We start from the raw sequence: 22,001 nt of genomic DNA, 5'->3' as shown, positions 1-22,001 counted from the left end.
GCGTCCGGTTTTGAGGGCGACTGGAGGAGTGTCGCGGATCAGAGGCGGTAGGCGATGGTATCGTTCCAGAAGCGGTCGAGGCGCTGCAGGAGCTTGTTCATCTGGGCAAACTCGCCCTCGCCGATGCCGCCGACCTTCTCAATAGAGCCGATATGGCGCTCGTAGAGCTTGGCGACGGTCTCGGCGATCTCCTGGCCGTCCTCGGTTAGGCTGATGCGGACCGACCGGCGGTCGATGCGGGAGCGCTGGTGGTTGATGAAGCCGAGGTCGACCAGCTTCTTGACGTTGTAGGAGACGTTCGAGCCGAGGTAGTAGCCCCGCGAGCGAAGCTCACCGGCCGAGAGTTCCGAATTGCCGATGTTGAAAAGCAGCAGCGCCTGGACTGCATTGATATCGTCACGGCCCTGGCGGTCGAACTCGTCCTTGATGACGTCGAGAAGGCGGCGGTGGAGACGCTCGACCAGGTGAAGGGATTCCAGGTAGAGCGAGCGGATTGCATCTTCGCGGGTTTCGGCAGCGACGGCTGCCTGCGGCTTCAGCTTCGTGTTCATGTTGTCTGCCTCACTGTTTTGCTTGGCGGTGTTTGTTGTCTTCCCGCCTTGTGAGTGAGACTATCGAATGCCCATAAAATTCGACTTAAAACACATACTTAACAAGCGCTTACCCGGCACTCGTCGACTGCGGCCGAGACAAGGCAGCATCCGTCGCGACGCAAATCGCTCCATAAAAATCAAAAGGTTAGGTACGAAATTCATTAAAATCGGAAGCTTGAAAGCTTTCGAACGAGGGTTAACGGGGGGTTACCTGCTCCGCCCTGCGCCGGTCTTCCAGCCAGAAAGCGATGCGGAAAAGCAGGTAGAGAAGCGCTACCACCGCGTGGAAAAGCAGGACGAAGACGTTCGCGCCGAAGATATCCGCCCAGAGATTGTACATCAGAAACTGGATGATCGCCGCGAGCGCGTAGAGGACCGGCCCCCAGGAGACGGCAAGCCAGAGGCCCAGGGAGGCGACCGGAAACAGCACTGCGAGGCTTGGCGCGGCCACCTGCCACGGGAGGGACAGCAGGTCGAATCGTCCGCGACCGTCGAGCGTGTATCCCACCAGCATCCCCCAATACTGCAGGCCGAACCAGAAGCAGGTCATGGCGACGATACGGAGAAACAGGACGAACAGGATCTGCGTCAGCGTCCGCTTCGGCACTGTGGGTGAATCAGGTTCCATGGCGCCACATTACCCGGCGCGCGTTGCGGCCGCCAGCCGCAAGAAGCCAGACGCAAGCGGGGCGCGTCGATCTGGCCATTCGCAATCATCCTCCGGGATGGTAAGTGGCATGACATCACGAAAAGACAGCGAGGCATCTCCATGACCGACAAGACGCATCTGGTGGACGAGATCACCGGCCACCGTCGCATGCGGCGAAACCGCAAGGCGGACTGGACGCGACGCATGGTGCAGGAGAACCGGCTGACCGTCGATGATCTGATCTGGCCGATCTTCCTCGTGCCGGGGACCGGCATCATTGATCCCATCGCCGCCATGCCGGGCGTCAACCGGATGAGCGTCGACAAGGCGGTGGAGGCGGTGAAGGAGGCGGCCGACCTCGGCATCCCGGCAATCGCGACCTTCCCAGACATCGAGATGGAATTGCGCGACGAAACCGGCTCGCAGAGCCTTGCGGCGGACAACCTCATCAATCGGGCAACGGCGGCGATCAAGAAGGCGGTTCCGAACATCGGCATCATCACCGACGTGGCGCTCGACCCGTTCACGAGCCACGGCCATGACGGCATCCTGCGCGACGGTGTCATCGTCAACGACGAGACGGTCGACCAGATCGTGCGTGCGGCGGTGATGCAGGCCGATGCGGGCGCCGACGTCATCGCGCCGTCGGACATGATGGACGGCCGGATCGGCGCCATCCGCCGGGGGCTCGATGCCGCCGGCCACCAGGACGTCGGCATCATGTCCTATGCCACGAAGTTTGCCTCGGGCTTCTACGGTCCCTATCGCGAGGCCATCAATACCGGCGGCCTGCTGAAGGGCGACAAGAACAGCTACTACATCAGCCCGGCAAACGGCACCGAGGCGTTGCGCGATGCCGCACTCGACGTCGAGGAAGGCGCCGACATGCTGATGGTGAAGCCGGGGCTCGCCTATCTCGACATCTGCTGGCGCATCAAGGAAGCGTTTGGACTGCCTACCTTCGCCTACCAGGTCTCGGGGGAATACACGCAGATCAAGGCGGCGGCGATGAACGGCTGGATCGACGGCGACCGGATCATGATGGAGACCCTGCTCTGCTTCAAGCGCGCCGGCTGCGACGGCATCCTGAGCTATTTCTCGCTGGAGGTGGCGCGGAAGCTTGCAAAGGGGTGACGGAGGAGCTGCGCTTGCACCGGCGGCGGAGACCTCCCATATGCTTTATCACCTAACCGGAGACAAAGCCGATGAGCCTCGACCCCACCCCGACCTACACCGCGCCCGACGACTGGCGCGCCTATAGCGGCGTGCTGTCACGGCGGGCCTTCGCCTTCGTGATCGACTACGCGATCGTGCTGCTGCTGTGCATTCCGGCCGCGGTGATCGTCTTCTTCCTCGGCATCATCACGCTCGGCCTTGGCTTCTTTCTCTATCCGGCGCTCTTTGTCATCGTCGCGCTTCTCTATTTTGGCATGACGCTCGGCGGGCCCAACCAGGCAACGCCCGGCATGCGGGCCATGGGTGTAGCCATGATGCGGCTCGACGGCCGTCGGATGGATTTTCTGACCGCCATGGTCCACACGGTGCTGTTCTGGATCATCAATTCGGTGCTGACGCCGCTCATCCTGCTTGCGGGCCTATTCACCGAGCGGTCGCGGCTCGTCCATGACATGCTGCTGGGGACAGTCATCGTCCGCACCGACTGACCGGGTCCATCAACACCTTATCGCACGGCGCCCGGAGCAATCGCTTCAGGCGCTGTTGACGTTTTCCCAATCTGCGCCATGGTATGGCTGTTACGGCATCATCTGGAAGCCAGAACGGAACCAATCGCGCCGCGATGAATACTCAGACCACGCCTTCCCCGCAGTTCTACCTGACAGCCCCGGCGACCTGTCCCTATCTTCCGGGCCAGATGGAGCGCAAGGTGTTCACCCACCTGGTCGGGCCGCGGGCGGCGGAGATGAACGACCTCCTGACCCAGGGCGGCTTCCGGCGATCCCAGAATATTGCCTATCGCCCCGCCTGCGAGACCTGCCGGGCCTGTATTTCCGTTCGCATCCTCGCCGACGAGTTCCAGGCCGGGCGGACGATGCGGCGCGTGCTCGCCGCGAACGCCGACGTGGTCTCGACGCTCCTGCCAGCGCAACCTTCGACCGAGCAGTTTTCGCTCTTCCGGCGATACCTCGACGACCGCCACCAGAGGGGCGGCATGTCGGACATGTCGGCGCTCGACTATGCGATCATGGTCGAGGACACGCATGTAAACACACGCATCATTGAGTACCGCAAGCGTGAGCCGGGAGCGGGTATCGGCGAGCGGAAGGGTGAACTGCTGGCAGTTGCGCTGACCGACACGATGAGCGACGGCCTGTCCATGGTCTATTCCTTCTTCAACACACATCTTGCCCGGCGCTCGCTCGGCACCTTCATGATCCTCGATCACATCAGCCGCACGCAGGCGCTCGGCCTGCCGCATGTCTATCTCGGCTACTGGGTGAAGGGATCGAGCAAGATGGGCTACAAGACGCGCTTCCAGCCGCAGGAACACCTGACGCCGCGCGGCTGGGAACGCTTCGACCCCGCCACCGACATCTGAAGACCCGTCCCATGAATGATCACCAGAAGGGCCTTGCCCTGACCACCCTCGGCGGGCTCGCGCTCTCCTTTGACGTCCCGCTCGTCAAGCTCGGAGAGGGCGAGGTGTGGTCGGTCATCGCACTGCGCAGCGTGATGACGTTTGCAGCCGGCATGACGATCTGGCTCCTGCTGCGCATCTTCGCGAAGAAACGCCCGGTGCTAGTGCCCGGCAAGGCGGGCGTGCTTGCCGGCCTGTGCTACGGGATTTCGACGATGACCTTCCTCGGCGCCGTCTTCAACACCGCCACGGCCAATGTCGTCTTCATCGTCGCGTTCACGCCTATGTTCGCTGCCCTGTTGGGCTGGCTGGTACTGAAGGAGGTGCCGTCATTCTCCACGCTCGTGACCATGAGCGTGATGGTGGCGGGTGTGGCTCTGATCGTCGCGGGCGGACTGGAGGCTGGCGGGTTGTTCGGTGACGGTCTTGCGCTTTTAACGTCGGCCTTGCTCGCCGGCGCCATCACGATTGGCCGCAAGAGCGGGCGCGACATGGGCTTCGTACCGCTTGTGACAACCATCCTGCCGGCGTTGATCGGACTGACTTTCGTGGCGCAGCAGGGCGTCGCCGTGGCCGCGCCAGTCTGGGTGATCTTCGACGGCGCCGTGATGATACCCCTCGCCTTCTGGTGCCTCGCGACCGGCCCGCGTTATCTCAGCGGCCCGGAGGTCGGAATGTTCTACCTGCTGGAGACGATCCTGGCGCCGGTCTGGGTGTGGATCGTATTCTCCGAAGTTCCGGCAGCGCAAGCGCTTATCGGAGGTGCTATCCTCGTGCTGGCGCTGGTAGCGCATTCGGTGTGGCAGATGCGGCTGATGCGCCTAGGAAAAGAGGCCGGCTTGCTCGCTTGATTGCCAGCACATCACCCTCATGTTATAACGTCGTTAAAACACGAGGGCTCAACCATGAACGCCACAATTCGTAAGATCGGCAATTCCGAGGGCATCATCATCCCCAAGGACGTGCTGGATCGTCTCGGACTGAAGGCGGGGGATACCGTCGAAATTCGGGAAGAAGGGGGCAGCATTTCCCTGGTACCGGAGCAACCCGACCTTGCCGAGCAACTGAAGGCTGCCCGTGTGGGCATGCAAAAATATAAGGTTGCCCTCCGAGAACTGGCGAAGTGACAACTGTGAAATGGCTATCGCGGCCAGCAATCGAGATCATCCATTGCGAGCAGTTGGCGGAACATGGGGGACTGCCGGGCATCCGAGATGAAAACGCGCTTGAGGCGGCATTGGCACGCCCTCTCCACAAGAACAACTACGGCGAAGAGGATCTCCTTTGCTTGGCCGCAGCTTACTTATGCGGTTTTGCGCGCGGTCACGCGTTCGCAGACGGCAATAAGCGGACCGCCTACCTTGCTGCCTTCACCTTCCTGCTCATCAACGGATACCTGATCGAAGCGACGCAGGCGGAAATCGTCGCCTTCGTCCTCGCCGTCGCTGCAGGTGAGATCGACGAGGAAGGTGCGACGCGCTTTCTGCGCGATCACACCGTCCCCTACCCCTGATCATCCGGCGAATTTGCCGCTGCGCGGGAAGCCCTTTGGCACCAGCCGGCCGGCAGAGGCGCGGTCGCCCAGCCATTCCACCAGTTCGTCCTTCGTCTTCGTGAAGACGCGGCCGGCAGAATCCTCCCAGGTAAGGCCCTGGTCGATGGCAAAGCACTTCACGTCGGAGATGCCGCCGTCCTTGTAGCGCTGCAGGCGGACACCCTTGCCGCGGGTCATTTCCGGCAGTTGCAAGAGCGGGAAGACGAGCATCTTGCGGTTCTCGCCGACCACCGCGACGTGATCGCCGGAGACCGGCACGACGAGCTTTGCCTCGTCCGGCATACCAACATTCATGATCTGCTTGCCCTTGCGGGTATTGGCGACCATCTCGCTTTCGGCCACCACGAAGCCGTTGCCGGCAGTCGAGGCAAGGATCAGCTTGCGCGACGGGTCGTGGACGAAGGCGGTCAGGATGTCCTGGTCGTTCTCCATGTCCACCATGATGCGGACCGGCTCGCCATGGCCGCGGCCGCCCGGCAGCTTGTCGGCTCCGAGCGTGTAGGCCTTGCCGCCGGTGGTAACGAGCAGCAGCTTGTCCGTCGTCTGCGCAGGGAAGGCAAGCTTCAGGGCGTCGCCTTCCTTGAATGTTAGCGACGAGGTGTCGCCGATATGGCCCTTCAGCGCGCGGATCCAGCCCTTCTGCGAGAGAACGACCGTCACCGGCTCCTTCTCGATCATCGCCTGCTGGATCGCGTCAATGTCCGCTTCCGGAGCCTCGGCGAACTGGGTGCGGCGGCGGCCGAGCTCGGTTGCCTTGGCGAACTTCTTCTTAACGTCCTGGATCTCGACTTCCACCACCCGCCACAGCTTGTCATCGGAGGCGAGCAGCCCCTCGATGTCGGCCTTCTCCCGGGTGAGTTCATCGAATTCCTTGCGAATCTCGAACTCCTCCAGCTTGCGCAGGTTGCGCAGGCGCATGTTGAGGATGGCTTCCGCCTGGATGTCTGTGAGATCCCATTTGGCGATCATCACCGGCTTCGGCTCGTCTTCCTCGCGGATGATGCGGATCACCTCGTCGAGGTTGAGATAGGCGATCAGCAGGCCGCCGAGGATCTCGAGACGGCGATCGATGGCTGCCAGCCGGAATTTCGAGCGCCGGATGAGGACGGTCTTGCGGTGGTCCAGCCATTCCAGCAGGATTTCGTTCAACGCCATGACCTTGGGCACCTTGCCCATGGACAGGACGTTCATGTTGAGCGGGAAGCGGTTTTCCAGATCCGTCAGTCGGAAGAGCGATTCCATCAGCAGCGTGGCGTCCACCGTACGGCTCTTCGGCACGAGCACGATGCGGACATCCTCGGCGGATTCGTCCCGAACATCCTCAAGCAGCGGCAGTTTGCGGGCGATGAGGAGCTCGGCGATCTTCTCGATCAGCCGCGACTTCTGCACCTGATATGGAATTTCGGTGACGACGATCTGGTAGCCGCCGCGACCGAGGTCCTCCGTCTCCCACTTCGCCCGCACGCGAAAGCCGCCGCGGCCGGTCTTGTAGGACTCGATGATGGACTCGCGGCTGTCGATGATGATGCCGCCAGTCGGCATGTCCGGGCCGGGCACGAATTCCACGAGCTTTTCGACGGTCGCATCGGGATGCTTGATCAGGTGGAGTGCTGCGTCGCAGAGTTCATGGGCGTTGTGGGGCGGGATGGACGTCGCCATGCCGACCGCGATGCCGGAGGCGCCGTTGGCGAGAAGGTTCGGGAAGGCCGCCGGCAGGACGACGGGTTCCTCGTCCTCCTCGTTGTAGGTCGGGCGGAAGTCGACGGCATCCTGGTCGATCCCCTCGAGGAGGAGAGCTGCCACCTCAGTCATACGAGCCTCGGTGTACCGGTAGGCGGCCGCACTGTCGCCGTCAATATTGCCGAAATTGCCCTGCCCGTCGACGACCGGGTATCGCTGCGAGAAATCCTGCGCGAGGCGCACCAGTGCGTCATAGACCGACTGGTCGCCATGCGGGTGGAATTTACCGATGACGTCGCCGACGATGCGGGCGCATTTCTTGAAGGCCGAATTGGGACGGATGCCCATTTCGCTCATTGCATGGATGATGCGGCGATGCACCGGCTTCAGGCCGTCACGGACGTCCGGAAGCGCGCGATGCATGATCGTCGACAGTGCATAGGCGAGATAGCGCTCTTCGAGTGCCGCCTTCAGGTCGACCGGAAGAATATGGTCGCCGCCCTCGCCGTCTGACGGCGGTGTAAGATTTTGTCCCATGGGGCCTTGACTAGCGGAAAGCCCGATTCCCGGCAAGAAATACAGGACATGCGCCTGTGGATGACGGCACAGACACGGCGCTTCCACCACTGTCGGCGGGGAACAAAAACCATGGACGTTTCTTCGCTGCCTCGTATAACAGGCAAAACGGAACGCTACGGGCAGATGCCTACAGGAGGATTGACGATGTCTTATGCAGGCACGATGCGGGCTCTGGCCGCCGGCGGCGCGTTGATGATGATGGCAGGGCCTGCATTCTCGCTTGACGGAGCAGACCTGGTGGCCAAGCTGAATGCGGCCATGGGCATGCCCGGCGCTCCGCTCGCTGCCCAGACGATCGACGTCCGTGGTTCCACGGTGACCCTGCGCGGCGCCACCTACAAGCCGGTCGAAACTGACCCCGCCATCACGCTTGGTGACATCACCCTCGAGGGCGTCGAAGAAGACAATGGCGGCTACTTCATCGAGACCGTGGCCTTTCCCGATGTGACCGCGACGGAAGACAAGACCACTGTCACGATCTCAGACATATCGATGAGCGGCGTGACCGTCCCCGCCACGGCCACGGGCGACAGCCTGGACTCCGTCCTCCTCTATGAGGAAGCCTCTACCGGACCGATGAAGGTCACTGTCGACGGAAAGACCGTATTCTCGGTCGCCTCGTCCAGTTCCGCAACCGATGTTGCCGAAGACCAGTCCGCGGTCGGGTTTGCGATCGAGGTCGACGGCATTGAAGCCGATCTGTCGACGGTCGAGGATGCCAAGTCCCGTGAAGCTCTCCAGTCGCTCGGGATGACGAAGCTTTCGGGGACCATGAGCCTGTCGGGAAGCTGGCAGGCCGAGGAAGGCGTGGTCGATCTCGAAGAATATGTCTTCGATTTCGCCAATGTCGGCAAGCTCTCGATGGCCCTCAGCTTCTCCGGCTATACCATGGACTTCGTGCGTGCTGCGCAGCAGGCGTCACAGGCCATGGAAGCGAACGCCGGCAAGGAGGCCCAGGATGCCGCGAGCCTTGCGATGCTCGGCCTGATGCAGCGACTGACCTTCAACAGTGCCGAGATCAGCTTCCAGGATGCCGGCATCACCAGCCGGGCGCTCGACTATGCCGGCAAGGAACAGGGCGTCTCGGGTGAGAACATGGCCCAGATGCTGAAGGCGATGACGCCGATGATGCTCGCCCAGTACAATGTGCCGAAGCTGCAGAACATGGTGACGGAAGCCGTCAACACCTATCTCGACAACCCCGGCAACCTGACGATCTCGGCCGAGCCCGAAAACCCGGTCCCCTTCCCGATGATCATGGGCGCTGCCATGGGAGCGCCGAACACGCCTCCGGACGTGCTGGGCGTGACGGTGGAGGCAAACCGGAGACAGTAGTGGCAGAACAGGCCGCCATCAGGGATACGGCGGCGTGGGAGGCCAACCGAGCGGATGGAGGTTACGCCGATGCCCCGGTTTCTTGCCGTCTACACGATGAAGCCCGAGGACCTCGCGTCGTTTCGCAATATGCCGAAGGCCGAGCAGGATGCGATCGATGCCGTGGGCGTCGCGCAATGGAAAGCCTGGGAAGAACGCAATGCCGCGCTCATCATCGATCGTGGCGGAATGGTTGGCAAGACGACACGCGTGACGAAGGACGGCGTGGCGGCGGCCCAGAATCCGTTGTGCGGCTATCTCGTCGTCGAAGCGGAAACCGCCGAAGCGGCCGCGCAGCTATTCCGCGACCATCCGCATCTGACTGTATTCCCGGGTGACGGCGTCGACATCATGCCTTTCGTGACGTGAGCGACAGGCGGCAAATGTTCTGGATTGCGTTGGGGCATTGGAGTTGACCGAACGGGATCTCGCGGCGACACTTGGGCCAACTGTCTGGGAGGAAACAAAAATGGATCAACCTGGCCGCTGGCGGCAGATGCGCTCCGCACCGAAGGACGGCAGTCGCATTCTTGTGACCATACGCCCGTCCGAACAGGGCCCCGGCGCCGTCGATCTCGTCTACTGGGCCAGGGGAGACCAGCATGGCGGCGAGGCCTGGCGCTCCTCCGATTCCGCGCCAGGCAGAATCATCGAATATGCCGAGCCGGAGCTGAAGTGCTGGATGCCGATGCCCGCAGCCAATGTCGAGGCACTCACCCTGCCCCCAGCATGGGAGGGCAAGGACGAGGCGGAACTGGACGGCTCCGGCATATAGGACCCGGCGAGGGACGCAGTTGTCACCGCGATCCGGCACGACACGTTGTACCAGCAGTAGTTCAATGGCGTTTATGCCGACCAATGCGGTTCCACTGGGTTTTGCTTGCGCACACGAGGTCCAACGGGTGTTTCGCAGGATAGGAAAGTGATGGCCGCAGACGCCGAATCGGAAAAAGACACCACGGCACTGGCGCTTGCGGAAGATCTTCGCGTCACGCTTGGTAAATTCGTTCGCGGCATCAAGACGAAGGCGAATACACCGACAATTTCGCAGTCGGAAACGCTATCGCTTCTGGAGCGGGCCGGCCCCCTGAGTGTTGCCGAACTGGCGGAACGTCGCAACGTCAGGCATCAGAGCATGCGGCTGGTTGCCGGGCAGCTGGAATCGGCTGGGTTGATCAGCAAGATGCCCAACCCGGCCGACGGCCGCAGCCAGCTTCTTTCCATTACCGAGAATGGACGTGACGAACTGCTCCGCTCTCGCCGGGCCCGGACATCGGAAATCGCCGCCCTGATAGAGGAACGCCTTTCGCAGGAGGACAGGCGAACGCTTGAAGCAGCCGTCCGTTTGCTCGATCGGCTACTCTAGCCTGACCCGATCATGGCTTCGACAGCTTCGCGAGGACGTTTGACAGGGTGTTCAAACCCCAATGCTCCGCATATCTGCCGTCCTGGACTCGCACGATGTCGATCACGCTGATGGCGATTTCCCTGCCTGTCGCCGGAACGCCCAGAAGGGTTCCCGTGTGTACTCCACTGATCGTCTTTCGCGTGGTGACCTTGTCGCCTTCGGCGACCTGATCGTGGATCGTCACCGTCAGGTCCGACAGGGCAGGACGAAGGATGTTCTGAAAGGTGTTCCACATGCTTTCGGGGCCATTCGGCATTCCTTCCGGTACCGCGTGGTTGATGAAGTCCGGCGCCATCATCGCGCGGAATTCTTCCTCATTGCCATTCTGGATGACTTCGATGTTGAAGCGACGAACCACTTCCTTGTTTTTGGCGGACATCAAGACCCTCGCAGGATATACAGTTAGACTGTACACTCTGCCTACCCAAATTTGCAGACTGTTGCAAGTCTTGCCTCCCCTGGCGCCTTCACGCACCAGTTATGGCGAATTCCGTCAGTGTCCGGCCACCGTCTGCGGCGCATCGTCCTTGTCGTGCACGCCAAAGCGGTCGATCATGTGGGCGCTCGCTTCATTGAGACCGCGCAGTTCCACCTCCACGCCGTGGCGGCGGAACTTCAGCACCACGTCATCCACGGCACCGACGGCGGTGATGTCCCAGAGATGCGCCTCGGTCACATCGATCGTCACCTGCTTAAGGGGTTCGGAAAAGTCGAACGCCTTGATGAAGCTCTCTGTGGAGGCGAAGAAGATCTCACCGTCGACGTGATAGGTGCGCTGCGTGCCGTCGGCACTCGCTTTCGAGCGGACATGAAAGAGCCGTGAGACCTTGCCGGCAAAGAATACGCCGGAGAGTAGCACGCCGACCAGCACGCCCTTCGCCAGATCATGGGTTGCCACGACGGTGATGACCGTTGCCAGCATGACGATCGACGACGGCAGTGGGTTACGGCGCAGGTCGATGACGGAGCGCCAGGAGAAGGTGCCGATGGAGACCATGATCATCACCGCCACCAGGGCGGCCATCGGGATGATGCGGACGATCTCGTCGAGGACGAGGATCAGGAAGAGAAGGAAGGTGCCGGCAACGAAGGTCGACAGGCGCCCGCGCCCGCCGGAGCTGACATTGATGACGGACTGGCCGATCATCGCACAGCCGCCCATGCCGCCGATCAGACCGGAGGCGATGTTGCTCACCCCCTGCCCTACGCATTCCTGGCTCTTGTTACTGTTGGTGTCCGTCATGTCGTCGACGATCTTTGCCGTCAGGAGTGACTCCAACAATCCGACAGCCGCGAGAGCAAGCGAATATGGCAGGATGATCTCCAGCGTCTCCCAGGTGAGCGGCACCTGCGGCAGCGCGAATATCGGCAGGCTGTCCGGGAGTTCGCCAAGGTCACCGACCGTGCGTATGTCCATGCCGAAATAGAAGGCGACGGCCGTCAGCACCGCAATCGCTACCAGCGGCGACGGGATGGCGCGCGTCACCAGGGGTAAGAGATAGATGATGGCGAGGCCGGCTGCGATCATCACATAGGTCTCGACCGGCACGCCGATCAGTTCCGGCAGCTGCGCCATGAAGATCAGGATCGCAAGGGCGTTGACGAAGCCGGTCATCACCGATTTCGAGACGAAGCGCATGACACGACCAAGCCGGGCAGCACCCGCGAGTATCTGCAGGAGGCCCATCAGCAGGGTCGCGGCGAAGAGATATTGCAGGCCGTGGTCGCGGACCAGCGTCACCATCAAGACCGCCGTTGCCGCGGTGGCGGCGGAGATCATGCCGGGCCGTCCGCCCGTAAAGGCGGAGACGCAGGCAATGGCGAAGGACGCAAACAGGCCGACCTTGGGATCGACGCCGGCAATGACCGAGAAGCCGATGGCTTCAGGGATAAGGGCAAGAGCAACGACGATGCCAGAGAGGATGTCGCCGCGGATGTTGGAAAACCATTCGCGTTTGTAGTGTGTAAGACCGTTCATCTGGGATTTTTCGCAAAGAAAAGCATCGGCCGGAACTTGGTTTCGGTCTGGGAAGAGATGATGCTTTGCGTTGTCCGGCGGATCGGCGGCCGGAAGAGCCACCCGGGATTTCACCCGAGTCCTTGTGATGGAGGGTCTATAGCGGCTAGGTTGCTGCAGTGCAACTTGATCATCGTCAGGCGACGAAGGAAAGCCCGGATCGTGATCCGGGCTTTCGAAGCTATCAATCCAGAACCTGGATGACGGTGCGGGTCTGCGGGTTTACCAGCACCCGGCGCTCGTTGACGACGGTATAGGCGTAGTCGTTGTAGCCATCGACGGTGCGGACTTCGACGGCTTCAGGCAGCGGCGCACCGACGACGATCTCGCCCTCATAGGCGACCGACGGAACACTCTGTTCCATGACGTAGGTACGGACTTCGCCCGGTACTACGACGGTGGAGCCGGTGACGACCGGAGCCTGCTCCTGGACGACGATTGTGCTCTGCGCCACGGCAGCGCCCGAAACCATGACGAGGGCCGCGGTGGCGGCGATGAGCTGAATGCGCATGTTCTTTCTCCTGTGCTTCTGCTGGCCAGACAATACGGGAGGCAGAGGATGGTTCCCCTTTCAGCCGCGATCGGCTCTTCACCAAAGGTGTACCGGTGAAACAGAAACGGCGGCCCGAGGCCGCCGTTTGTGCAATTCGATGGCTGGGGACGCCAGCTCAGTCCTTCTTCGAGGGCACCACGCGCAATGCCAGTTCGCGCAGCTGCGTCGCCGTTGCGGGCGACGGAGCGTTCATCAGGAGATCCTGCGCCTGCTGGTTCATCGGGAAGAGCGTGATCTCGCGCAGGTTCTTCGCGCCAGTCAGCAGCATGACGATGCGGTCGACACCGGCCGCCATGCCACCATGGGGTGGGGCGCCGTACTGGAATGCGCGGTAGAGGCCACCGAAGCGCTCCTCGACGTCGGCCTGGCTTAGACCCACCTTCTCGAACGCCTTGACCATGAGTTCAGGCGACTGGTTACGGATCGAGCCGGAGGCGATCTCGAAACCGTTGCAGACCATGTCGTACTGGAAGGCCTTGATCGTCAGCGGATCCTGGTTTTCCAGAGCGTCCATGCCACCCTGCGGCATCGAGAATGGGTTGTGGGCGAAGTCGACCTTCTTCTCGTCCTCGTTCCATTCGAAGAACGGGAAATCGACGATCCAGCACAGTTCGAACCGGTCCCTGTCGATGAGGTTCAGCTCGTCGGCCGCACGGTTGCGGGCCTCGCCCGCGAACTTGTAGAACTTTTCCGGCTCGCCGGCGACGAAGAAGCAGGCATCACCCTCGTCGAGCCCCAGTTGGTTGCGGATCGCCTCGGTGCGCTCCTCGCCGATGTTCTTGGCGAGTGGGCCTGCGCCCTCGAGTACTGCACCTTCCTGGCGCCAGAAGATATAGCCGAGGCCGGGCTGGCCCTGGCTCTGCGCCCAGGCGTTCATGCGGTCGCAGAAGGCGCGGCTTCCGCCGGTCCTGGCTGGGATCGCCCAGACCTCGACCTTGGAATTGGACGCGATCATGTTGGCGAAGACCTTGAAGCCGGAGCCGGCGAAGTGCTCCGTGACGGCTTCCATGACAATCGGGTTGCGCAGGTCCGGCTTGTCGGAGCCGTATTTGCGGATCGCCTCGTCATAGGGGATGCGCGGGAATTCGCGGGTGACTGGCTTTCCTTCGGCGAATTCCTCGAAGATGCCGCGGATGACCGGCTCCATCGTCGTCCAGACATCCTCCTGCGTGACGAAGCTCATCTCCAGGTCGAGCTGGTAGAATTCGCCCGGCAGCCGGTCGGCGCGCGGGTCTTCGTCTCGGAAGCAGGGGGCGATCTGGAAGTAGCGGTCGAAGCCGGCGACCATCAGCAGTTGCTTGTACTGCTGCGGCGCCTGCGGCAGCGCGAAGAACTTGCCCTCGTGGATCCGGCTCGGGACGAGGAAGTCGCGGGCACCTTCCGGCGAGGACGCGGTCAGGATCGGCGTCGAGTATTCGGTGAAGCCGACATTCGCCATCTCGCGGCGCATGGCAGCGATCACCTGGGTGCGCTTGACGATGTTCCTGTGCAGCGTTTCGCGACGGAGATCCAGGAAGCGGTACTTGAGACGCACGTCTTCCGGATAGTCCGGCTCGCCGAAGACCGGCAGCGGCAGTTCCTTGGCGGCAGAGAGGACTTCAATCTCCTGGGCGTAGAGCTCGATCTCGCCGGTCGGCATGTTCTTGTTGATGGTATCGTCGGTGCGGGCCTTCACCATGCCATCCACACGGATCACCCATTCGCCACGAACGGTCTCGGCAATCTTGAACGCCGGCGAATCGGGATCCGCGACGACCTGGGTCATGCCGTAATGGTCACGCAGGTCGATGAAGAGGACGCCGCCATGGTCGCGGACACGATGGACCCAACCGGAGATGCGGACGGTGGAGCCGACATCGGACTTCCTGAGGGCGGCACAGGTGTGACTGCGGTAACGGTGCATCTTTAGGTATCCCGGACTGGTGCGATGCTGCATCAAGCGGCGTGCGAAGCACTGCCGGACAGCTGGCAAGAAAATCGGCGCGAAAAGCGCACGGTCAGCCCGGTTTGTCAAGGCGGAAGCCGGTTCTTCGGCGAGGCCAGACGCCGGCGCAAACAGGAAGACCCGCCACCGGGTCGCGGTGGCGGGTCTTCCTGCGGAGGCGTTAGGCGTCCTTTCCGGTGACACTATAGATATGGCGACCTGCACTGAGCACGTACGCCGACCCGAGGCACGTAGGTATTGTCGGAGGCGCGATAGGTTCGGTAGCGGTTGGCGCACCACTGGACATGCCTGCTGGGCAGCGCCTGCGCAGGCCGACCCTGGTTGATCGCGCCGCCGATTATCGCGCCGGCGCCGAAGGCTGCGAGCGGGTACCACCAGCCATCATTGTGGCGACGGTAGCCGCGACGATATTCCCTGGAGCCACGGTGCCCGCGGTAATAACCGCGCCGATCGTCCCGATCCCGATAGTAGCGACGATCGCGATCCCGATGATTCCGTACCTGCTCCACGTCGGAGATCTGCGGAGCCTTCACCGTCGGCATGACGACCGCGCCGGCGGGGAAGACGGAGGTGACGAACATCAGGGCACTGACTGCCCCGGCCGCAAGCGGTTTTCCGATAAACATCAGACATATCCTTTCATCTAGCTTCGGGTGGAGAACCGATCCTCTCCAATTCGGTTCCCGCACAGAAATGTTACCGGGCCTGTTACAGCGGAATCGTGGTTCTTGCGGCGATAACCACCGCACCCAACCTGCATGCCATCGCTGCCCAAGGCGCGCTGTACTCGTCGGCAGTTCGATTGCCCGATCCCAGATTGCCGCGTTAACCACGCTTGTTCAGCTGCGATTAATTTGACTTGTCTACTTTAGACCCTGTTAACCGTTGAGGATCAGCCGATGCCACTTCAGGGTCCAGCATTCATCCTTGCTCTTGCGGCCTTTCTCGTCGGCGCTCCATTGCTCGCCAAGCACGCCGACACCAATCGTGGTCCCAGCTACCATGTTGTCGCGGCGACTTTCTGAACGCTTCACACCCTCCTTGGGTTTGGCTCTCGCGGTAGTCGCTGGGTTTGCCGGCTTGCTGATGCCGGCCCTCTCTTACCCGCAGGTGATCCGTGGCGAGGAGCACTGCGTCGTGAACGTGCGGACCGACGACGTCCTCAACGTTCGGCGTGCGGCGGCTTCGTCCGCACCAATCGTCAACCGGCTCCGGCACGACGAGTGCGGCGTCATGGTTATCGGCGAATGCCAGGGCAACTGGTGCCCCGTGGAAGCGAGGCATGACGCCGGCTGGCTTCACAAGCGCTATATCTCGATGGTGTCGCCTTCGCTCTACTGCGTGACCGGCGTCGCCCCCGGCGACCGCTTGAACCTCAGGGCCTGGTCTTCGCCGCAGTCGAAGGTGCTGGCACGTCTGCCCCCCAACCAATGCGACATCTCGTTCCTGCCCTATGCGAGGAATGGTTGGCAGAAGATAAGGGTCACGGGCTGGGAGGGATGGGTCAACCGTCGCTACCTCAGCGGCCAGTAGCAAACGCTTCCCGAAGCGGCTCTCGCTGTATTATGGCGCGCTGATTTCCAGAGACAGCGGAAGCATTGCCGGCCTATGCTCGCTTGCTCCACCGCACGGGGAGCGAGTCGCGCAGCACGTCTCCCGAAAGCACTCCATGAGCCAGATCCGTCCGCTGATTCCCCTGCTCGTCACCGCCGGGATCCTCATCGGCGGCAACGGGCTCCAGGGCACGTATATCGCCCTGCGCGGCTCCTACGAAGGCTTCTCCCCTTCCCTCATCGGCATGATTGGCGCCGGCTACAGCGTCGGCTTTGCCATCGGCTGCATCTACGTCACGAGGCTGCTGCGCGAGATCGGCCATATCCGCACCTTCTCGGCCATGGCCGCGATTGGCGCATCCTGCTCGCTGGCGATGTCGCTCATCATCGATCCGACCTTCTGGTTCCTGATGCGCTTCGTCATCGGAATTGCGGTGGCGAGCCTGTTTGCGACGGTCGAAAGCTGGATCAACGCCAAGGTGACGAACGCCAATCGCGCCCGCACGCTTTCCATCTACCGGCTCGTCGACCTCGGCTCGGTGACGGCGGCGCAGTACATGATCCCGCTGGCGGGCATAGAGGGAACGGTTATCTTCAGCATCATCGCGATCGCCATGACGCTCTCGCTGGTGCCGATCTCGCTTGCCGACCGCTCGAGCCCGACGCCGCCCGAGGCGATCCGCTTCGACCTCAAGGCGGTCTGGCGCATTTCGCCGCTCGCGGTTGTCGGCGTGGTTTGCGTGGGCCTCGCGATGGCGGCCTTCCGAAATATCGGGCCAATCTACGGGGAAGCGATCGGCATGAGCATCACCTCGATCGCCACCTTCATGAGCGCCGGCATCATCGGCGGCGTCGTGCTGCAATATCCGCTCGGCGTCTATTCCGACCGGCTGGACCGACGGACCGTCATCCTGTGGACGACGATCGGCTCCATCATCACGGGTGCCTATCTCTCCTTCGGCGCGGGCACGAGCGAGACCGCAAACATCATCGGCGTCTTCCTGTTCGGCGCCTTTTCGATGCCGCTCTACTCGCTCTGCTCCGCCCACGGCAACGACTACGCCAAGGATGGCGAACACGCACTCGTCTCCGCCGGACTGCTCTTCTACTGGTCGGTCGGCGCAACGGTCGGGCCGCTACTCGCCTCGCTGCTGCTCGAATATTACGGCCCGGACGTCTTCTTCATCTATACCTCCTTCATCTTCGCGGGATTTGCGGTCTTCACGCTGAGGCGAATGGGGACGCGTCCGCCGGTGCCACCGGATGAGCGGCCAAGGCGTTTTCGGGCACTGCTCAGGACATCGGCCTACTTCAACAAGCTCGCCGCGCCACCAGACAAGGAAGACCGCCGCTGATTTGCGGGGTTATATTGACATATCGGGTTGGAAGGAGAAGGAAGGCTGAGCCTCTTATCTCTCCATTGTTGTGACCGGACCTGATGATCGAAACGACTGCTGCCCTCGAAGACGCCTGCGCCAAGCTCGCCCAATCGGACTTCATCACCATCGATACCGAGTTCCTGCGCGAGACCACCTTCTGGCCGCAGCTCTGCCTGATCCAGATGGCGAGCCCGACGACGGAGGTTCTCGTCGATCCGCTGGCGAAGGGCCTCGACCTCAAGCCATTCTTCGAGCTGATGGCCAATAGTAAGGTGGTCAAGGTCTTTCATGCAGCGCGCCAGGATATCGAGATTATCCACCACCTTGGCAATCTCGTGCCGCATCCGATCTTCGACACGCAGGTCGCGGCCATGGTCTGCGGCTTCGGTGACAGTGTCTCCTATGACCAGCTCGTGCAGCGCACCACCGGCGCCCATATCGACAAGACGTCACGCTTCACCGACTGGAGCCGGCGGCCGCTTTCCGACAAGCAGCTGGAATATGCGTTGGCCGACGTGACGCATCTGCGCGACGTCTATGCGGCGCTGAAGGCTCAGTTGGAACGGGAGGGCCGCGCCGGCTGGCTGACGGAGGAAATGGCGATCCTGGAATCGGCCAATACCTACGACATCCATCCCGATGATGCCTGGCTGCGGCTGAAGGCGCGGCTCCGCAAGCCAACCGAGCTCGCGATCGTCAAGTTCGTGGCGGCATGGCGCGAGCGGGAAGCGCGCAGCCGAAACGTCCCGCGCTCGCGGGTTCTGAAGGACGATGCGATCTACGAAATCGCCCAGCAGCAGCCGAAGGACACGGACGCGCTCTCGCGGCTGAGGACGATCCCGAAGGGCTGGGAACGGTCCGCCTCGGGAACCGCGGTCATCGAGGCGGTCAATGCCGCACTTGCATTGCCGAAGGCCGAGATGCCGCATGCCCCGAAGCCGACGCGCTCTCCTGAAGGCACCGGTGCTGCCGTTGAGCTTCTCAAGGTGCTGCTGAAGCTGATCTCCGACAAGGAGGGTGTCGCCGCCAAGGTGATCGCCAATTCCGACGATCTCGAGAAGATCGCCGCAGAGGGCGAAGACGCCGACGTGGCCGCGCTGCATGGCTGGCGGCGCGAACTGTTCGGCGACACGGCCTTGAAGCTGATCTCCGGCGGCGTCGCACTACGCTTCGTGGACAAGAAGGTCGAGGCGGTGGAGCTCTAGGCTATGTCCCCTGCCATGACCGCCGAGATCGCCCAGCATTTTACGGCTATCGCACTCGGTCACGTACGGCGGGAATATCCCAACAAGCCGGGGCATGTTCTGGCGGGGCCGGAGGATGCGCGCACGCCGCGAGAGCTGCATCCGATCTTCTACGGCAGCTTCGACTGGCATTCCTGCGTGCACGGCTACTGGATGCTGGCGCATCTCCTGCGGCGCTTCCCGCAGATCGAGGCGGCGCCCGCCATCCGGGCACTGTTCAACGCACAACTGACGCCGGACAATGTGGAGGGCGAATGCGCCTATCTGGCCGCGCCGGAGGCCCGCGGCTTCGAAAGGCCCTATGGCTGGGGCTGGCTGCTGAAGCTCTCGGCGGAACTCTCCCTGCACACGCATCACGCCTGGTTCGACACGCTCCAGCCGCTGGCGGATGCCTTCGTCGCGCGCTTCGAGGATTTTTTGCCGATTGCCACCTATCCGGTGAGGGTCGGGACGCATTTCAACACCGCATTCGCCCTGCGACTGGCTGCCGATTATGGGGAGGCAACGGGGAATGGGGCACTGTTCAGCCTGCTGTCCGCGACGGCACTGCGGTGGTACGGCGCTGACGAGAACTGCCCGGCTTGGGGCGAGCCGTCCGGCGACGACTTCCTCTCCTCCGCCCTGGTCGAAGCCGAATGCATGCGCCGGCTGATGCCGCGAGACGACTTCCTTGGCTGGTTCGACCGCTTCCTGCCTCAGATCGAGGCCGGACAACCGCAGACGCTGTTTAGTCCAGCCCGGGTCTCCGACCGGTCGGACGGCAAAATCGCCCATCTTGACGGCCTCAACCTCAGCCGCGCCTGGTGTTGGCGAGCGCTGGGCAAGGCGATCCCGGAGGACGATCCGCGCCGATCGATGATGGTTGCGGCTGCCGAGGCACATCTCGCCGCCGCGTTGCCCCACGTCGCCGGCGACTACATGGGCGAGCACTGGCTGGCGAGCTTCGCCACGCTTGCGCTGGAAGGGTAGCTACTCTGACAAATCCGACGGAGTTGAGGTTAATCGCCGCTGCATTCGCAGCTACCGCTGGAGTTGAACTCTTCAGCCAGTTGCGCCGGGCAGGACTACTATCGATGTCCGGGATGTATTGGATCGCGATTGGTGGCTTTGCTCTGAACCTTGGGCTCGGCTTCATCGGGTTGCGAACCTCTCACCGATGGTTATGGGCTCTCTACTTGATTGCCAGTGTAGCGGGCTTTGTTCTCATTGGAGCCTCGACACCTATATCCGCGCTGCTGCTCCTGGCTGTCTTCGTCAGCAATGCAGGCTAGCGCCCCTTGGCAGAGTACTGAACTAGTGGCGCCTTGAGCCGGGAATCATGAGGGTCTGCCCTCGCCGCGGACCTATTCGAATCGGAAGGCCAGCCGCTTGCCCGTGAGCTTTGCGAGTTGCTGCAGGCGGCCGTCAAGACGCTCGCCGGCGAAGTTGGCATGCTCGGGCGGGACCACGAACTCGAGGTCGAGGTCGGGCGACGACGAAGGTCGGAAGGACAGGCTATTGACGATGCCTGGCATGGAGGCGGAGAAGAGGTAGACGACCCGCAGCATGCCGCCGAGGAGCTTTGCCAGATCCTGCAGGCGGGGGCCGGCAATGGCCGCCAGCGGCTCCGACGCGCCGTCATCCTGCAGCCCTTCGAACCGGTGGTAGTTGGCAAGCGCAAGATAGGCGCGGCCCGGATGAGTGATGCCGACCAATGACGAATGGGCAATGAGGTTCAGTGCCTGCGGCCCACGATAGTCTGGATGGGCGCGCCAGCTGATATCGGCGAGCAGGCAGGCAGCCTGTCGGTAGCGGCTCTCCTGCTCGGTCTCTTCGATGCCGAAGAGCGAGACCATCCGCCCCGTCCATGCCGCGAGTTCGCGCGCGTGTTCGGGCGAGCGGGCGCGCAGGATTGCCAGTTGGTCGGCGGCGACCAGCAAAGGATCAGATGCCTTCTCCTCATCCGAGAGCCGCGAATAGAGATAGCCTTCGCGCACGCCCTGGGCGGAGAAGAGGATGCGGCCAGGCTTCATCACCCGCAGTACCTCCTGCATGGCGACGGCGCCGAAAGGCAGCAGGGCGCGGCGGTTCTTCGAGACGGCCTGCCAGGACGGATGTTTGCTGTCGCCGGACACCACCGTATCGAGGAAGGAGGCCATATCCTCGTAGCTGACCTCGTAGCCCTGCATCATGTGCAACGGATACCCGGTCATTTCCATGTGCAGCTTGGCAATGTTTCGCCAGGTACCGCCGACGGCATAGAAGGTCCGTCCCTCCCCCTTCTTCAGGAAGGACGCCCGCGCGACATTCTCGGCGGCGATCGATCTTGCCTTGTCGATCGACTGGCCGGAGGTTTCGGAGAGCCGCAGGCCGCCCAGAGGCAGGGTGATCCCCCGGCCGACCTGCTCGCCGCGGATATCGATGAGCTCAAGCGAGCCGCCGCCAAGGTCGCCGGCGATGCCATCTGGATCATGGAAGCCGCTGATGACGCCGTAGGCGGAATAGAGGGCCTCTTCCTCGCCCGTCAGCACCTGAATCCTGCAGCCGAGGATTTCCTCGGCATCGCGGATGAACTTGTCACCGTTCGACGCCTCCCGTGCCGCGGCTGTCGCAAGGGGATAGATGTGCGCGGCGCGGGCCTGCTCGGAAAGTGCCCTGAAGCGGCGTAGCGCCGCCAGTGCTCTCTCGACTGCCGTCGGATCCATGCGACCGGTGGAGGCAAGGCCCTTGCCCAGCCCGCACAGGACCTTCTCGTTGAACAGCATGGCCGGCGCGCGCGACAAACCCTCGTAGATCACGATGCGTACGGAGTTGGAGCCGATGTCGACGACGGAGACGGGAGCGATGCCCGGCAGCCGGCCCTGCGCTTCAGATCTTACCATACGGCCTTTTTCTCG

General features: G+C 62.5%; 24 protein-coding genes and 1 other annotated feature. Of the genes, 14 read left to right on the top strand and 10 right to left on the bottom strand.

The features are described from left to right. Positions 1-38: 38 nt before the first annotated feature. Positions 39-551, bottom strand: coding sequence for a transcriptional regulator LdtR (ldtR, locus tag FN060_RS04075; RefSeq protein WP_052637840.1), 513 nt, complete (start codon positions 549-551; stop codon positions 39-41). 238 nt (positions 552-789) lie between these two features. Continuing rightward, positions 790-1,221 (bottom strand): DUF6163 family protein, encoded by a 432-nt coding sequence (locus FN060_RS04070; protein WP_142586971.1) that lies wholly within the window; start codon positions 1,219-1,221, stop codon positions 790-792. Between the two features lie 141 nt (positions 1,222-1,362). Here FN060_RS04070 and hemB point away from each other — a divergent pair, with 141 nt between their 5' ends. The 6 genes from hemB (at position 1,363) to FN060_RS04040 (ending at position 5,351) form a co-directional block, all read left to right on the top strand. Then, entirely contained in the window at positions 1,363-2,376 is a 1,014-nt protein-coding gene (hemB, locus tag FN060_RS04065; protein WP_142586970.1) for a porphobilinogen synthase, read from the top strand. Positions 2,377-2,447: 71 nt separating this feature from the next. Further along, on the top strand, positions 2,448-2,906 hold the full coding sequence (locus tag FN060_RS04060) for an RDD family protein (protein ID WP_052637837.1): 459 nt from the start codon (positions 2,448-2,450) through the stop codon (positions 2,904-2,906). A 134-nt stretch (positions 2,907-3,040) separates the two neighbouring features. Beyond that, positions 3,041-3,799 (top strand): arginyltransferase, encoded by a 759-nt coding sequence (locus FN060_RS04055; RefSeq protein ID WP_142586969.1) that lies wholly within the window; start codon positions 3,041-3,043, stop codon positions 3,797-3,799. Positions 3,800-3,810: 11 nt separating this feature from the next. Then, positions 3,811-4,689: a DMT family transporter gene (locus FN060_RS04050; RefSeq protein WP_142586968.1), complete on the top strand. Its 879-nt coding sequence runs from the start codon at positions 3,811-3,813 to the stop codon at positions 4,687-4,689. A 54-nt stretch (positions 4,690-4,743) separates the two neighbouring features. Then, complete coding sequence (locus FN060_RS04045) at positions 4,744-4,965, top strand: AbrB/MazE/SpoVT family DNA-binding domain-containing protein (RefSeq protein WP_077547108.1); 222 nt, start codon at positions 4,744-4,746, stop codon at positions 4,963-4,965. Further along, positions 4,962-5,351, top strand: a complete 390-nt coding sequence (locus tag FN060_RS04040) for a type II toxin-antitoxin system death-on-curing family toxin (RefSeq protein ID WP_142586967.1) — start codon at positions 4,962-4,964, stop codon at positions 5,349-5,351. Before FN060_RS04045 ends, FN060_RS04040 begins: the two co-directional genes overlap by 4 nt. Here FN060_RS04040 and parC read toward each other — a convergent pair whose 3' ends face one another. Beyond that, on the bottom strand, positions 5,352-7,610 hold the full coding sequence (parC, locus tag FN060_RS04035; protein WP_142586966.1) for a DNA topoisomerase IV subunit A: 2,259 nt from the start codon (positions 7,608-7,610) through the stop codon (positions 5,352-5,354). It lies immediately after the preceding gene. 186 nt (positions 7,611-7,796) lie between these two features. Here parC and FN060_RS04030 point away from each other — a divergent pair, with 186 nt between their 5' ends. From FN060_RS04030 to FN060_RS04015, 4 genes are all read left to right on the top strand, one after another. After that, complete coding sequence (locus FN060_RS04030; RefSeq protein ID WP_142586965.1) at positions 7,797-8,987, top strand: hypothetical protein; 1,191 nt, start codon at positions 7,797-7,799, stop codon at positions 8,985-8,987. Positions 8,988-9,056: 69 nt separating this feature from the next. Next, positions 9,057-9,395 (top strand): hypothetical protein, encoded by a 339-nt coding sequence (locus FN060_RS04025; RefSeq protein ID WP_183949830.1) that lies wholly within the window; start codon positions 9,057-9,059, stop codon positions 9,393-9,395. Positions 9,396-9,495: 100 nt separating this feature from the next. After that, positions 9,496-9,801, top strand: coding sequence for a hypothetical protein (locus FN060_RS04020; protein ID WP_142586964.1), 306 nt, complete (start codon positions 9,496-9,498; stop codon positions 9,799-9,801). Between the two features lie 150 nt (positions 9,802-9,951). Continuing rightward, a complete protein-coding gene (locus FN060_RS04015; RefSeq protein ID WP_142586963.1) occupies positions 9,952-10,392 on the top strand; it encodes a MarR family transcriptional regulator in 441 nt (146 codons plus the stop codon). A gap of 10 nt (positions 10,393-10,402) precedes the next feature. Here the strand turns inward: FN060_RS04015 and FN060_RS04010 are convergent, their stop codons facing one another. The 6 genes from FN060_RS04010 to FN060_RS03985 form a co-directional block, all read right to left on the bottom strand. After that, on the bottom strand, positions 10,403-10,813 hold the full coding sequence (locus FN060_RS04010) for an ester cyclase (RefSeq protein WP_142586962.1): 411 nt from the start codon (positions 10,811-10,813) through the stop codon (positions 10,403-10,405). Between the two features lie 114 nt (positions 10,814-10,927). Further along, positions 10,928-12,412, bottom strand: a complete 1,485-nt coding sequence (locus FN060_RS04005; RefSeq protein ID WP_142586961.1) for a SulP family inorganic anion transporter — start codon at positions 12,410-12,412, stop codon at positions 10,928-10,930. A 68-nt stretch (positions 12,413-12,480) separates the two neighbouring features. Beyond that, positions 12,481-12,537 (bottom strand) — a sequence feature (sul1 is cis-regulatory element that is thought to sense ions involved in sulfur or methionine metabolism; They are found in Alphaproteobacteria). A gap of 98 nt (positions 12,538-12,635) precedes the next feature. Then, on the bottom strand, positions 12,636-12,962 hold the full coding sequence (locus tag FN060_RS04000; protein ID WP_142586960.1) for a DUF1236 domain-containing protein: 327 nt from the start codon (positions 12,960-12,962) through the stop codon (positions 12,636-12,638). A gap of 157 nt (positions 12,963-13,119) precedes the next feature. Then, positions 13,120-14,907, bottom strand: coding sequence for an aspartate--tRNA ligase (gene aspS / locus FN060_RS03995; RefSeq protein ID WP_142586959.1), 1,788 nt, complete (start codon positions 14,905-14,907; stop codon positions 13,120-13,122). Positions 14,908-15,131: 224 nt separating this feature from the next. Beyond that, positions 15,132-15,575, bottom strand: a complete 444-nt coding sequence (locus tag FN060_RS03990) for a BA14K family protein (protein ID WP_244665685.1) — start codon at positions 15,573-15,575, stop codon at positions 15,132-15,134. 252 nt (positions 15,576-15,827) lie between these two features. Beyond that, positions 15,828-15,983, bottom strand: a complete 156-nt coding sequence (locus FN060_RS03985; protein ID WP_162197780.1) for a hypothetical protein — start codon at positions 15,981-15,983, stop codon at positions 15,828-15,830. 52 nt (positions 15,984-16,035) lie between these two features. Here FN060_RS03985 and FN060_RS03980 point away from each other — a divergent pair, with 52 nt between their 5' ends. The 4 genes from FN060_RS03980 (at position 16,036) to FN060_RS03965 (ending at position 20,094) form a co-directional block, all read left to right on the top strand. Continuing rightward, positions 16,036-16,482, top strand: a complete 447-nt coding sequence (locus FN060_RS03980) for an SH3 domain-containing protein (protein WP_183949828.1) — start codon at positions 16,036-16,038, stop codon at positions 16,480-16,482. Between the two features lie 136 nt (positions 16,483-16,618). Further along, entirely contained in the window at positions 16,619-17,857 is a 1,239-nt protein-coding gene (locus FN060_RS03975) for an MFS transporter (RefSeq protein ID WP_142586957.1), read from the top strand. Between the two features lie 83 nt (positions 17,858-17,940). Then, positions 17,941-19,086, top strand: coding sequence for a ribonuclease D (gene rnd / locus FN060_RS03970; RefSeq protein ID WP_142586956.1), 1,146 nt, complete (start codon positions 17,941-17,943; stop codon positions 19,084-19,086). Between the two features lie 3 nt (positions 19,087-19,089). Then, positions 19,090-20,094, top strand: a complete 1,005-nt coding sequence (locus FN060_RS03965; RefSeq protein ID WP_142586955.1) for a DUF2891 domain-containing protein — start codon at positions 19,090-19,092, stop codon at positions 20,092-20,094. Between the two features lie 374 nt (positions 20,095-20,468). Here the strand turns inward: FN060_RS03965 and ppx are convergent, their stop codons facing one another. Next, complete coding sequence (gene ppx / locus FN060_RS03960) at positions 20,469-21,986, bottom strand: exopolyphosphatase (protein ID WP_142586954.1); 1,518 nt, start codon at positions 21,984-21,986, stop codon at positions 20,469-20,471. Positions 21,987-22,001: the final 15 nt, after the last annotated feature.

It is taken from the genome of Pseudorhizobium halotolerans, assembly GCF_902153235.2.
Taxonomy (GTDB): Bacteria; Pseudomonadota; Alphaproteobacteria; order Rhizobiales; family Rhizobiaceae; genus Neorhizobium; species Neorhizobium flavum.
Note: the sequence above shows the minus strand (reverse complement) of the source record. Positions and strands in the feature narration are given on the sequence as shown.